Origin of the sequence: Streptomyces sp. NBC_00178, from assembly GCF_036206005.1 — a bacterium.
In the GTDB taxonomy this organism is placed as follows: domain Bacteria; phylum Actinomycetota; class Actinomycetes; order Streptomycetales; family Streptomycetaceae; genus Streptomyces.
On the sequence record NZ_CP108143.1, the window covers coordinates 2476696 to 2490386 of the forward strand.

The window sequence follows — 13691 nt, forward strand, 5'->3', positions numbered from 1 at the left end:
GGTCACCGACCGTAGTTCCCTTACGGGAGGTTCACAGGCGGCGACCGCCGTCACATTATCAGGGATTTCTCAGGCGATTTCGGGCCCGTTAACCGGCTGATGCATCAATTCTGAAACAAACCGCGTGTCCCGCCCCGAAGGCTTCAGGGCGGGACACGGATAGATGAACAACCGGTTACGGAATGCTCGGCGCGCGCGTCACTCCGAGGCGTCCGACGAAGTCGAAGCCGTCACGGAAGGCGACGACTGCTCGGCCGCGACGGTCTTCTTCGTCGCCGCCTTCTTCGTCGTCGTCTTCTTCGCGGTGGTCTTCTTCGCGGTCGTCTTGGCGGCGGCCTTCTTGGGGGCCGCCTTCTTCGCCGTGGCCTTCTTGGCCGTCTTGCGCGCGGCCGTCTTCTTCACCGGGGCCTCGGACTCCGGGGCCTCCGACTCCGGGGCCTCGGACTGCGGGGCAGCGGCCTCGTGAGCCTCCGGGGCAGCGGCCTCGTGAGCCTCCGGCGTGCCGGAACCGTCACCGGTGACCACGACGACCTCGGTCTCCTCGGCGCCGGCCGGGGACCCGGCGGGAGCCGTGGCCTTCCGGGTCGCGCGCCGACGCGCACGCGGCGCCGGAGCCTCCGCTTCCGCCGCCTCGTCCGAGGGGGCGGGCGCGGGGGCCTTGACGACCGGGTCCTCGATCGCGACGGGGTCCGCGGCGGGCTCGGCCGGGTGCACCGGAGGTGTCACGTCGGCCTGCTGGGGCGAACCCGCCGGAGCGGTCGCCTTGCGCGTCGCCCTGCGCCGGGTGCGGGCCGGGGGCGCGGCCTCCGCCTCGGGAGCGGCCTGCGGGACCGGGGTCACGGCCTCGACGGCGGGCTCCGCCTGCGGCTTCTCCTCGGCAACCGGCGCCGGTGCGGGCTCCGCCACGGGGGCGGGCGCGCCGGCCGGGGCCGTGGCCTTGCGGGTCGCGCGACGGCGGCCGCGTCCGCGCCCTGCCGCCGCCTCGGCCTCGGCGGGGCTGCTGTACAGCTCCTCGTCGGCGACGAACTCCGGCTCGGGCAGCGCCACCGGTGCGGCGACCTCGGCCGCCACCTCGGCTTCGGTCTCCGTGTCGGTCGCGTGCTCCGCCGTCTGCTCCGCGTGCTCGTGGTCGTGGTCGTGCTCGTGTCCGGCACCACCGCGGCCGCGCTTCTTGGACCGCTTGCCGCCACCACCGCCGCCGGCGGACGTCGGCTGCTCCATGTGGACGATCACGCCGCGCCCGTTGCAGTGGACACAGGTCTCGGAGAAGGACTCCAGCAGACCCTGGCCCACCCGCTTGCGCGTCATCTGGACCAGGCCCAGCGACGTGACCTCGGCGACCTGGTGCTTCGTACGGTCGCGTCCCAGGCACTCCAGCAGACGCCGCAGCACCAGGTCCCGGTTGGACTCCAGCACCATGTCGATGAAGTCGACGACGACGATGCCTCCGAGGTCGCGCAGCCGCAGCTGGCGCACGATCTCCTCGGCCGCCTCCAGGTTGTTCTTGGTGACGGTCTCCTCGAGGTTTCCGCCCTGCCCGGTGAACTTTCCGGTGTTGACGTCGACGACGACCATCGCCTCGGTCTTGTCGATCACCAGCGAGCCGCCGCTCGGAAGGTAGACCTTGCGGTCCAGGGCCTTCATCAGCTGCTCGTCGATGCGGTACGTCGCGAAGACGTCGACCTCGGAGGTCCAGCGCGACAGGCGGTCCGTCAGGTCGGGTGCGACGTGCGAGACGTAGCCGTGGATGGTCTCCCACGCGTCGTCACCGCTGACGATGACCTTCGAGAAGTCCTCGTTGAAGATGTCCCGGACGACCCGGACCGTCATGTCCGGCTCGCCGTAGAGCAGCGTCGGCGCGTTGGAGCTGCTGGTGTTCTTCGACTTCTTCTGGATCTCTTCCCACTGCTGCTGCAGCCGCTCGACGTCGCGGCGCAGCTCGTCCTCGCTGGCGCCCTCGGCGGCGGTGCGCACGATGACGCCCGCGTCCTCGGGGACGATCTTCTTGAGGATGGTCTTCAGCCGGGCCCGCTCGGTGTCGGGCAGCTTGCGGCTGATGCCGGTCATCGAGCCCTCGGGCACGTACACCAGGTAGCGGCCGGGCAGCGAGACCTGGCTGGTCAGGCGGGCACCCTTGTGGCCGATCGGGTCCTTCGTCACCTGCACGAGGACGGACTGGCCGGACTTGAGCGCGGTCTCGATGCGGCGCGGCCCGTGGGCCATGCCGAGCGCCTCGAAGTTGACCTCGCCGGCGTACAGGACGGCGTTGCGGCCCTTGCCGATGTCGACGAACGCGGCCTCCATGGACGGCAGCACGTTCTGGACCTTGCCCAGGTAGACGTTGCCGACGTAGCTGGTGGCCTGCTCCTTGTTGACGTAGTGCTCGACGAGCACGTTGTCCTCGAGGACGCCGATCTGGGTGCGCTCGCCGCTCTGGCGGACGACCATGACGCGCTCGACGGCCTCGCGGCGGGCCAGGAACTCGGCCTCGGTGATGATCGGGACGCGGCGGCGGCCCTGCTCACGGCCTTCGCGGCGACGCTGCTTCTTGGCCTCCATGCGGGTCGAGCCCTTGATGGACTGGACCTCGTCGAAGCCGGTGCCGGGCTCGCGGTCGGCCGTCTCCTTGCCGCGCCGCTCACGCGGCTCGCGGACCTTGACGACGGTGCGCTCGGGGTCGTCCGTGCCGCTGCCCGCGTCCTCGCCGGAGGCGTCCCCGCTGCGGCGGCGGCGACGGCGACGGCGACGGCTGCTGCTGGACCCGGAGGAGGACTCGTGCTCCTCGTCGTCCTCGTCGTCCTGGCCCTGCTCGTCCTCGGTGTGGTCCGCCGCGGAGTCGTCCTGTCCGTCGTCCGCGTCGCCGGCCTCACCGCGGCGGCGGCGACGGCCACCGCGACGGCGACGGCGCGAGGGGCGGTCCCCGTACTCGTCCGACTCGTCGTGCTCGTGCTCGGCGTCCGTCTCGGCCTCGGCCTCGTGCTCGTCCTCGTCCTCGACGGGCGCGGCGGCGGGGGCCGCCTGCTCGGCGGGAAGCGTGACGGGGGTCGCGGCCGGCTCGGTCTCCACGGCCTCGCCGCGGCGGCGGCGCCGACGGCGCGAACCGCCCTGCGCGGCTTCGGCGGGCTCCGCCGGAGCGGTGGGCTCCGCGGCCTTCACGGGCTCGGCCGCGGCCTTGCGCGGCGCGCGCTCGGGTGCCTTCTGCTCCTCGGCCTCGTCGCTCTCGTCGTAGGCCGATGCGGCCGCGGCCGCGGCGGCAGCGGTCTCCGGGGTCTGGAACATCGGCTCGGCGAAGACCGGGGCCTGGAACACGGCCACGGCCGGGCGCGTCGCGCGGCGGCCCTTGCGGGCCGGCTCCTCGGCCTTGCCGGTGAACTCCGGGCGGCCGGCGGCGGCCGTGGCACGTCGGCGCTGACGGCCGCGGGGTGCGGCCTCCTCGACCTGCTCGGTCTCGGTGGCCAGTTCCTCGGCCACCGCGGCGGGAAGGCTCTCGGCGTTCTCGGCGGCCGCCTCGGCGACCTCCTCGACGGGCTGCGGGGGGCCGGCCGGAGAGCTCGCCTTACGGGAGGCGCGGCGGCGGCCACGCGGGGCGTCGGCGGCCTCGGGGGCGGCCTCGGCCGCCGGAGCGGCGACGGGCTCGGCCTGCGTCTCGGTCTGCGCGACCTGACCGGCGTCGGCGGCCTGGGGTGCGCCGGCCGGGGCCGACGCACGGCGCCTGGTGCGGCCACGCGGCGCGGCGGCCGGTTCCGCGGGGGCGGGCTCGGCGACGGCCTCGGCGGCCTTCACGGGCTCCGCCGCGGGGACGTCCTCGACGACGGGCTCGGCCTGCGGCGGGGCGCCGGCCGGAGCCGTCGCCTTGCGCGTGGCGCGACGACGGCCGCGCGGGGCGGGGGCCTCGACGACGGGGGCCTCGTCGGCCTCCTCCTCGGTGTCCTCGGCCGGGGTCTCCACGACGGGCTCGGCCACGGTCTCCACGACCTCGGCGGCCTGCGGCGCACCGGCCGGAGCCGTCGCCTTGCGCACCGCACGGCGACGCGCACGGACCGGCGGGGCGGCCTCGGCCGGCTCGTCGGCGGGGGCCGGGGTCTCCTCGACGGGCTCGGCCACGGTCTCCACGACCTCGGCGGCCTGCGGCGCACCGGCCGGAGCCGTCGCCTTGCGCACCGCACGGCGACGCGCACGGACCGGCGGGGCGGCCTCGGCCGGCTCCTCGACGGCTTCGGCAGCGGCGGGCGTGGCGGCCTCGGCGGGGGCGGTGCTCTGCTCACCCGACGGCGGGCCGGCGGGGCGGGATGCCGCGCGGCGCCTGCGGCGCGGCGGCAGCTTGTCCCCGGGGGTGTTGTCTTCGGTGTTACCGGTCGTGCCGGTTTCGTTCTGCTCGTGCATGCGGGCGGTTCTCCCGTCGCGCTCCCGGGCGCCACACCTGATTCCGGTCCGACGCGATGCGCGCGGTGTGCGCGGTACCGCCGTCCGGGGCGCGGGCGCCGCACGGGAGCTGATGTCTGGCTCGCCGGTTCCGTACGCGCTACGCACGGCCTGGCGAAAGTCTTATGGGGCGGTGCGCGGCCCGACCCAGGTGGCTCCCGAGTCGAAGGGCTGCGCTACGACGACCGCCTTACGCGGAACCCGCACCTTCCGGCGCCGTCGCGGCGGCTGCCGGGTCGGCCGTGGAAACGGCCGGGGCTGCCTCGCGGTCGGGCGCGAGCGGGTCGGTCACCGTGCCGGACTCCTCGTCGAAGAGACCCTGCGCCAGCCTGGTCACCGCTGCGGGGACCGGCGGCGTCAGATCGGCCACGGCTCGGAGACCTGAAAGGACGTCGTCGGGTCGCACGGCAGGTGTCACGTGCCGCACTACCAGCCGCAGTATCGCACAAGGCCCGTCCCCGGGCCTATCAGCCTGTGGATCAAGGGCCTGCAGGTCGGCGACGGCGGCGCGGGCGTCGAAGCTCCGCATGCCGTTCTTCGCCCGGCGCTGGACCTCGACGGTCTCGGCCTCCAGGAAGGCGGCCACGGCCGTCTTCGCCTCCTCGGCGTCGACCCCGTCCAGACGCATCTCCCACACGGAGGCGGTCAGGCGCTCGGCGAGGCCGGAGGTACGGACCTCGACCGCGTCGATCACGTCGAGGCCGTCCGGCATCGACGCGTCGAGCAGCCCCCGGAGGGTCTCGGGGTCACGCGCCTCGGTGAGGGCGATCTCCAGGAACTCGGCCTCACTGCCCGTGCCCGTGGGGGCGGCGTTGGCGTACGACACCTTGGGGTGCGGGGTGAAACCGGCCGAGTAGGCCATGGGCACCTCGGAGCGGCGCAGTGCCCGCTCGAAGGCGCGCTGGAAGTCTCGGTGACTGGTGAACCGGAGGCGGCCCCGCTTGGTGTAGCGCAGTCGGATGCGCTGCACCGCCGGTGCGGGCGGCGGGCCTTCGGGCTGTCGCTTGCCCAGTGGTTCTTCTCCTCGGTGCGGGGCGGCCGCGGTGGCGTGCCGCCCACGAAGTACAGGGTGCCCCGGGGTGCTGCTCCGGCTCACCCCCGCTCGACGGTTCTACCGACCTGCGGGGAGATCTCGGACGCGGGCGCCGCGCTGGGGACAGTCGTTGTCCTACCCAGGGTACGCGCAGCCGACCCTCCCGTTTTCCGCGCGTCCCCGGCCTGCGGCTTTCCCACCAGCGCACGCCACGCGTCGCGGCGTGCCATGCGCAGCGTCTCCCGGGCCGTGGAGAGCGCGCCGCGGACCGCGTGACCCGCGTCCCGTGCGGCCCGCCGGGCGGGAGTCCAGACCGCGTCGCGCAGGAAGTGGCCCACCGGTGTGCACACGGCACGGAAGACCCAGGTCGCCGGCGCACCGACCAGATGCCACGCCAGCCGGGCCAGCACCCTGCCGACGGCACGCGAGATGAACCCCGCGATCCGCCAGGCGACGCCGACGGCGGCCACGACCTCCCGGCCGAGGGGGGCCAGGACACGCCGGTACGCCCAGGCGACCGGACGCACCAGAAGGGTCATGACCAGCCACACGGCACCGGTCCACAGCCCCTGCCCCAGAACCGCCATCCCCCGCCCCACCAAACCCAGCACCCACGCCACGCCCCGCCCCACCAAGCCAAGCACCCACGCCACGCCCCGCCCCAACGGCGTCAGCACACTCCCGTACACCCACACCACCGGAAGCACGAGCAAGGTCGTCACCAGCCAGGCCGCAGCGATGCCGAGCGGCCTGAGGAGGTATCGCCACAGCCCGACCGCCGGCCACACCAGCAGCAGGGTCACGAGCCCGGTCACGGCCGGGACCAGCAGTCGGGTGTACGTCCACCGCAGCCCGTGCCAGGCCGGGACGAGCACGGCCGAGTGGAGCCACACCAGCGGGACGACGACCCCGTACCGGACAACCGGCACGACGACGTGGCGCCACAGCCCCACCCAGGGCCACACGAACAGGGCCGTGGCGAGCCAGGCGAGTGCCTTCACGGCAGGAGCGAGCACCTGGTCGCAGAACCAGTCCGCCGCCCTGGACAGGGGGCGCAGCAGCAGCCTGTCGAGGAGCCGGCCGCCGGCGACGAGCAGGTCCCAGAGCATGCGGACCGGCAGGACGAGCACCAGCACGACGATCCGGACCGGAATCCTGACGAGGGTGGTCAGACAGCCCTCACCGCCCTCGTACGGCGCGGGAGTGCGGTGCTTGTCGAGGTCCATGCCGGTAGGGACGCGAACGCCCGGCCCGGGGTTTCCCGGGCCGGGCGTTCGTCACCGGGCTGTCACCCGGAGGGTCTACTTCACGACAGTGAGCGGCAGGAGCTTCTTGCCGGTCGGGCCGATCTGGATGTCGAGGTCGAGCTGCGGGCACACGCCGCAGTCGAAGCACGGCGTCCAGCGGCAGTCCTCGACCTCGGTCTCGTCGAGCGCGTCCTGCCAGTCCTCCCAGAGCCAGTCCTTGTCGAGGCCGGAGTCCAGGTGGTCCCAGGGCAGGACCTCCTCGTACGTCCGCTCGCGGGTGGTGTACCAGTCGACGTCGACGCCGAAGGCGGGCAGCGTCTTCTCGGCGCTCTTCATCCACAGGTCGTAGCTGAAGTGCTCGCGCCAGCCGTCGAAGCGGCCCCCGGACTCGTAGACCGCGCGGATGACGGAGCCGACGCGGCGGTCGCCGCGGGAGAGCAGGCCCTCGACGATGCCGGGCTTGCCGTCGTGGTAGCGGAAGCCGATGGAGCGCCCGTACTTCTTGTCGTCGCGGATCTTGTCCCGGAGCTTCTTGAGCCGGGCGTCGGTGTCCTCGGCGCTGAGCTGCGGGGCCCACTGGAAGGGGGTGTGCGGCTTGGGCACGAAACCGCCGATGGAGACGGTGCATCGGATGTCGTTCTGCCCGGAGACCTCGCGGCCCTTGGCGATGACGTTGACGGCCATGTCGCCGATCTGGAGGACGTCCTCGTCGGTCTCGGTGGGCAGGCCGCACATGAAGTACAGCTTCACCTGGCGCCAGCCGTTGCCGTAGGCGGTGGAGACCGTGCGGATCAGGTCCTCCTCCGAGACCATCTTGTTGATGACCTTGCGCATGCGCTCGGAGCCGCCCTCGGGGGCGAAGGTGAGACCGGACCTGCGGCCGTTGCGGGTCAGCTCGTTGGCCAGGTCGACGTTGAAGGCGTCGACGCGGGTGGAGGGCAGCGAGAGGCCGATCTTGTCCTCGGTGTACCGGTCGGCGAGGCCCTTGGCGATGTCACCGATCTCGGTGTGGTCCGCGGACGACAGCGAGAGGAGACCGACCTCCTCGAAGCCGGTGGCCTTGAGACCCTTCTCGACCATCTCGCCGATGCCGGTGATGCTTCGCTCCCGCACGGGGCGCGTGATCATGCCGGCCTGGCAGAAACGGCAGCCGCGGGTGCAGCCGCGGAAGATCTCGACGGACATCCGCTCGTGGACGGTCTCGGCGAGGGGCACGAGGGGCTGCTTCGGGTAGGGCCATTCGTCGAGGTCCATGACCGTGTGCTTGGACACGCGCCACGGGACACCGGACTTGTTGGGCACGACGCGGCCGATGCGGCCGTCGGGGAGGTACTCGACGTCGTAGAAGCCTGGGACGTAGACGCCGCCGGTCTTCGCGAGGCGGAACAGCACCTCCTCGCGGCCGCCCGGGCGGCCCTCGGCCTTCCAGGCGCGGATGATCTCGGTGATCTCCAGGACGGCCTGCTCGCCGTCGCCGATCACCGCGCAGTCGATGAAGTCCGCGATCGGCTCGGGGTTGAACGCGGCGTGGCCGCCCGCCAGCACGATCGGGTGGTCCACGGTCCGGTCCTTGGACTCCAGCGGGATGCCCGCGAGGTCCAGGGCCGTGAGCATGTTGGTGTAGCCGAGCTCGGTGGAGAAGCTCAGGCCGAACACGTCGAAGGCGCCGACGGGGCGGTGGCTGTCCACGGTGAACTGCGGGACCCGGTGCTCGCGCATCAGTTCCTCGAGGTCCGGCCACACGCTGTACGTGCGCTCGGCGAGGACGCCGTCGCGCTCGTTGAGCACCTCGTACAGGATCATGACGCCCTGGTTGGGGAGCCCGACCTCGTAGGCGTCCGGGTACATGAGTGCCCAGCGGACGTCGCACTCGTCCCACGGTTTGACGGTGGAGTTCAGCTCACCGCCGACGTACTGGATGGGCTTCTGCACATGCGGGAGCAGAGCTTCGAGCTGTGGGAAGACCGACTCGGCAGACATCTGTGGACCTTCGTAGCTGGCAGGGGTGACCATCTAGCGTAACCCGGTGCTCAGCCTTCCAGTGCCGCCCGCAGCCGGGGCCGCGACGCCCGCGCCCACACCTCGGGCAGTTCGCCTTCCCGCGCCCGGGCCGCCGCCTCCTCGCGGCCGTACAGGAGTCCCCAGGTGAACGCGGACTCCCCCGCGCCGTGGGCCTGGACGGCGAGGGCGCGCAGGGCCTCCCGGGCCATGACGCTGTCCTGGTGGTCTCCCAGGACCGTCTGCACGGACTTCATCCGGCGGGAGAACTTCTTCGCGGGCCGGCCCAGCGCCGGCCTGGCCGCCTCCGCCGCGTAACGCACGCGCTTGGTGGCCTTGCGCGCCTCGTGCATCGCCACGTCCCGCTCCGGGCCGGGCGGCAGGTCGAGCGCGTGGCCCACCCGGGCGGCGAGGCGGGCGTAGTCCTTGAGCACCGCGCGCGGCAGGGCGTGCCCGGGGTCCTTCGCCGCACGGCGCCTGAGCGGCGGATCGCCGATGAGGGCGTCCAGGGCGTCCAGCAGGTCCAGGTAGCGCTCGCTGTCCAGGGCGTCGACGACCCTGCGCCGCGCGCCGGCGTCCGCGGCGACGGTGGACCGCTCCAGGCGGGCCCGCACCGGGCCGAGCACCAGGGTGTCCGGCAGTCCGGCGACGCGGGAGCGGAGCCGGGCGTCGAGGACTTCCTGGTCGCGCCCGGCCCCGAGCTCGCCGGCCAGCCACTTGAGTTCGTCGCGGAGGGGGTCGGTGACGGTGCGGTCGAGGACCGGGCGGTACGTCCTGAAGGCGCTGCGCAGCCTCCGCGTGGCGACCCGCATGCGGTGGACGGAGTCGGGAAGGTCGCGGCGCACGGCGGGATCGAGCCGGACGAGGGCTTCGGTCTGACGGCGTACGTAGGCGAGCACGTGGTCGCCTGCGGTCCGCGGCGGCCCGGCCGGCTCCGGGGCTTCGCGCCGCTTCCCGGGAGCCGTCTCGGCCAGTGCCCTGGCGAGCTTGGAGGGGGAGGCGGCCGGCTGGACACCGGCCTTGCGCAGCCGTCGCTCCACGGCGTCGAGGACGGCGGGGTCCACGTCGTCGGCCAGCTCGACCTCCAGTTCCGTCCAGGCCGCGGTGGCGCCGCGGCCCTCCTCTGTGAGGCGCTCGGCGAGGACTTCGTCGACGCTGAGTTCGGCGAGCAGGCCGCCGTCGTCGTCGAGGAGGTGGTGGACGTCGCGCGAGGAGAGGATCCGGACGACGGGGACGACGCCCGCGTGGCGCACGCGGGAGCGGACCAGCCCGGCGAGTCCGGTCGGCAGGCCCTCGCTCAGCGGAGCCCGGATCTCGTCGCGGACGTCGGCGGACACGGGGAACTTGAGGTGCCATCCGGCGTCCCCGCCGCCGGTCCGGCGCCTCAGTGTGAGGGACCCGGCGGCCAGCGCGAAGTCCTCGGTGTCGTGGTAGACGGCGTCGAGTTCGGTCAGGCCCCGGTGGACGACCTCCGAGACCCCGGCCGCGCGGGTCAGGTCCGGCAGCCGGGTCCCGGGAGTCGCTTCGTACTTTCGCTCGACCTCACGCTTCGAGTCCGCCATACGACGAATCTATCCGCGATGGGCCGGTTCATGCAGGGCGGGCGTCCGGGCTCAGGCGGACATCGGCCGCTGCACCCGGATCGACTGGAGCAGCCCGATGGCCACCCAGACGGCGAACATCGAGGATCCTCCGTACGACACGAAGGGCAGCGGGAGTCCCGCCACCGGCATGATGCCGAGCGTCATGCCGATGTTCTCGAAGGACTGGAAGGCGAACCAGGCGATGATCCCGGCGGCCACGATCGTGCCGTACAGCTCGGTCGTCTCCCGGGCGATCCGGCAGGCGCGCCACAGGATGACACCCAGCAGGACGATGATCAGTCCGGCTCCGAGGAAGCCGAGCTCCTCACCGGCGACGGTGAACACGAAGTCGGTCTGCTGTTCCGGGACGAACTGCCCCGTGGTCTGCGAACCGTTGAAGAGGCCGGTGCCCGAGAGTCCGCCGGAGCCGATCGCGATGCGGGCCTGGTTGGTGTTGTAGCCGACTCCGGCCGGGTCGAGCGCCGGGTTGGCGAAGGCGGCGAAACGGGCGATCTGGTAGTCGTCGAGCACGCCGAGCTGCCAGACGGCCACCGCGCCCGCCGTGCCGGCGCCGAGGAGCCCGAAGATCCAGCGGTTGGACGCCCCGGAGGCCAGGAGCGCGCCGAGCACGATGACGGCCATGACCATGACGGAGCCGAGGTCCGGCATCAGCATGACGATCGCCATCGGGATGACGGCCACGCCGAGCGCCTTGGCGACCGTCCGGTGGTCGGGGTGCTGCTGGTCGCCCGCGTCGACGCGGGCGGCGAGCAGCATCGCCATGCCGAGGATGATCGTGATCTTGGTGAACTCGGACGGCTGGAGGGAGAACCCGCCGGGCAGGAGGATCCAGGCGTGCGCGCCGTTGACGGTGGCGCCGAGCGGTGTGAGGACCGCGAGGACCAGCACCACCGAGATGCCGTAGAGGACCGGCACCGCGCCCCGGAGGGTGCGGTGCCCGAGCCAGATGGTGCCGATCATCAGCCCGAGGCCGATGCCGGTGTTGAGCGCGTGACGGAAGAGGAAGTAGTACGGGTCGCCGTGGGTCAGCGAGTCGCGTCCGCGGGTCGCCGACCAGACCAGGAGCGAGCCGACGAACGACAGGGCGACCGCCGAGCCGAGCAGGGGCCAGTCCAGCCGCCGCACGACGGAGTCGCGGGCGGTGAGCTTGGCCCAGGCGGAACGCTCGGGGGCGTAGCGCGAGACGGAGAAGCCTGCCATCAGTCCCGCCTCCCCGGGGCTCCGGCGACGACGGCGGCCAGGGCCTGCGTACCGTCCTCGGCGGGCGGCTCGGGGACGTAGGGCTTGATCTTCGGCGACTCGATCTGCCCGTCCGGCTTGATCCTGGGCAGCGTCTTCTGGGGCTTGGGCAGCAGGGCCTTCTTGAGGTTCTGCTTGCCGGCGGAGTCGAGTCCGTAGAGCGCGTTGTAGATGTTGCGCACGGCGGGGCCGGAGGCCCCGGAACCCGTACCACCCTGAGAGATCGTCATGACGATCGAGTAGTCCTTGGTGTACGTGGCGAACCAGGAGGTCGTCTGCTTGCCGTAGACCTCGGCCGTGCCCGTCTTGGCGTGCATCGGGATCTTGTCCTGGGGCCATCCGCCGAACCGCCAGGCGGCGCTGCCCCGGGTCGCGACTCCCGCGAGGGCTTCGTCTATCTCGTCGCGCGTGTCTCCCTTGAAGGGGAGCTTGCCGTGCGACCGGGGCTTGATCTCCTGGACGCTCCTGCCGTCGCCGCTGACGATCGCCTTGCCGACGGTCGGGTCGTACAGGGTGCCGCCGTTGGAGATCGCCGCGTAGATCGTCGCCATCTGGATCGGGGTGACAAGCGTGTCGCCCTGGCCGATGGAGTAGTTGACGGAGTCACCGGCACGCATCTTGTAGCCCTCGATGCAGCCTTCGTACGCGATCTTCTCGACGTACGTGCCGTCCTTCTTGCCCTGCTTGCACCACGACGTCTTGTTGGCGTCGTAGAAGCTCTGCTTCCACTGGCGGTCGGGGACCCGGCCGGAGACCTCGTTGGGGAGGTCGATGCCGGTCTCCTTGCCGAGGCCGAACTGGTGGGCCGTCTTGTAGAACCAGTCGCCCGGGTCCTTCTTCGGCTTGTTGCCGCCGTCCTTCTGCCACTCCCGGTGCGCCAGGCCGTAGTACACGGTGTCGCAGGAGACCTCCAGGGCGCGGCCGATGGTGATGCTGCCGTAGCCCTGGGACTCGAAGTTCTTGAAGGTCTGGCCGCCGATGGAGTACGAGCTCGGGCACGGGTAGTTGCCGTTGAACGGGTAGCCGGCGTTGACCGCGGCGGTCGAGGAGATCACCTTGAAGATGGAGCCCGGGGCCGCGGTCCCCTGGATGGCCCGGTTCAGCAGCGGGAAGTTGGACTTCTTGCCGGTGAGCTTGGCGTAGTCCTTGGCGGAGATGCCGCCGATCCAGGCGTTGGGGTCGTACGTCGGCAGGGACGCCATCGAGACGATGCGGCCGGTCTTGGCCTCCATCACGACGACCGCGCCGGAGTCGGCCTTGTAGAGCTGGTTGGTGTTGCGGTCCATCTCCTTGCGGGCCGTCTCCATCGCCTTGTTGAGCTCGTACTCGGCGACGGCCTGGACCCGGGCGTCGATGGACGTGACGACGCTGGCGCCGGGCTCCGCCTCGTCGTTCTGGGCCTGGCCGATGACCCGGCCGAGGTTGTCGACCTCGTAGCGGGTGACGCCGGCCTTGCCGCGCAGCTCCTTGTCGTAGGTGCGCTCCAGGCCCGAGCGGCCGACCTGGTCGGAGCGCAGGTAGGGCGAATCGGTGTCCTGGGCCTTGGTGACCTCGTCGTCGGTGACCGGCGAGAGGTAGCCGAGCACCTGCGCGGTGTTGGCCTTGCCGGGTGCGGCGTAGCGGCGTACGGCGGTGGGTTCGGCGGTGATGCCGGGGAAGTCCTCCGCGCGCTCGCGGATCGTGAGGGCCTGCTGCGTCGTGGCCTCGTCGGTCACCGGGATCGGCTGGTAGGGCGAGCCGTTCCAGCAGGGCTGCGGGGTCTTGGCGTCGCAGAGCCGGACCTTGTCCTGGACGTCCTTCGCCTTCATGTCCAGGACGTCGGCCAGCCGGGTGAGGACGCCGACGCCGTCGTCCTTCATCTTCATCAGCTCGGTGCGGCTCGCGGAGACCACGAGGCGGGTCTCGTTGTCGGCGAGGGGCACGCCGCGCGCGTCGAGGATGGCCCCCCGGACGGCGGGCTGCACGACCTGCTGCACGTGGTTGTTCTTGGCCTCGTCGGTGTACTCCTGCCCGTTGCGGATCTGGAGGTACCAGAGCCGCCCTCCGAGCGTCAGGAGCAGCGAGAAGACGAGGACCTGGATGACGACGAGACGGATCTGGACCCGCTGGGTCCGTCCGGTCTCCGGAATGTTGCTCACGGGGCACCCC

General features: G+C 72.2%; 7 protein-coding genes. All 7 read right to left on the reverse strand.

Going from position 1 to position 13691, the window contains the following annotated elements:
• Nucleotides 1–198 precede the first annotated feature (198 nt).
• Entirely contained in the window at nt 199–4383 is a 4185-nt protein-coding gene (locus OHT61_RS10740; protein ID WP_329037235.1) for an Rne/Rng family ribonuclease, read from the reverse strand.
• A 229-nt stretch (nt 4384–4612) separates the two neighbouring features.
• Nucleotides 4613–5392 carry a TIGR03936 family radical SAM-associated protein gene (locus OHT61_RS10745; RefSeq protein WP_329037237.1) on the reverse strand — a complete coding sequence of 260 codons (780 nt, stop codon included), beginning with the start codon at nt 5390–5392 and terminating at the stop codon, nt 4613–4615.
• A 122-nt stretch (nt 5393–5514) separates the two neighbouring features.
• Nucleotides 5515–6681, reverse strand: coding sequence for a hypothetical protein (locus OHT61_RS10750; protein WP_329037238.1), 1167 nt, complete (start codon nt 6679–6681; stop codon nt 5515–5517).
• 75 nt (nt 6682–6756) lie between these two features.
• A complete protein-coding gene (locus OHT61_RS10755) occupies nt 6757–8682 on the reverse strand; it encodes a TIGR03960 family B12-binding radical SAM protein (protein WP_329037239.1) in 1926 nt (641 codons plus the stop codon).
• A gap of 50 nt (nt 8683–8732) precedes the next feature.
• Nucleotides 8733–10262 carry a CYTH and CHAD domain-containing protein gene (locus OHT61_RS10760; protein WP_329037242.1) on the reverse strand — a complete coding sequence of 510 codons (1530 nt, stop codon included), beginning with the start codon at nt 10260–10262 and terminating at the stop codon, nt 8733–8735.
• A gap of 51 nt (nt 10263–10313) precedes the next feature.
• Nucleotides 10314–11504, reverse strand: a complete 1191-nt coding sequence (gene rodA, locus OHT61_RS10765) for a rod shape-determining protein RodA (RefSeq protein ID WP_329037244.1) — start codon at nt 11502–11504, stop codon at nt 10314–10316.
• Complete coding sequence (gene mrdA, locus OHT61_RS10770) at nt 11504–13681, reverse strand: penicillin-binding protein 2 (RefSeq protein ID WP_329037246.1); 2178 nt, start codon at nt 13679–13681, stop codon at nt 11504–11506. Before mrdA ends, rodA begins: the two co-directional genes overlap by 1 nt.
• Nucleotides 13682–13691: the final 10 nt, after the last annotated feature.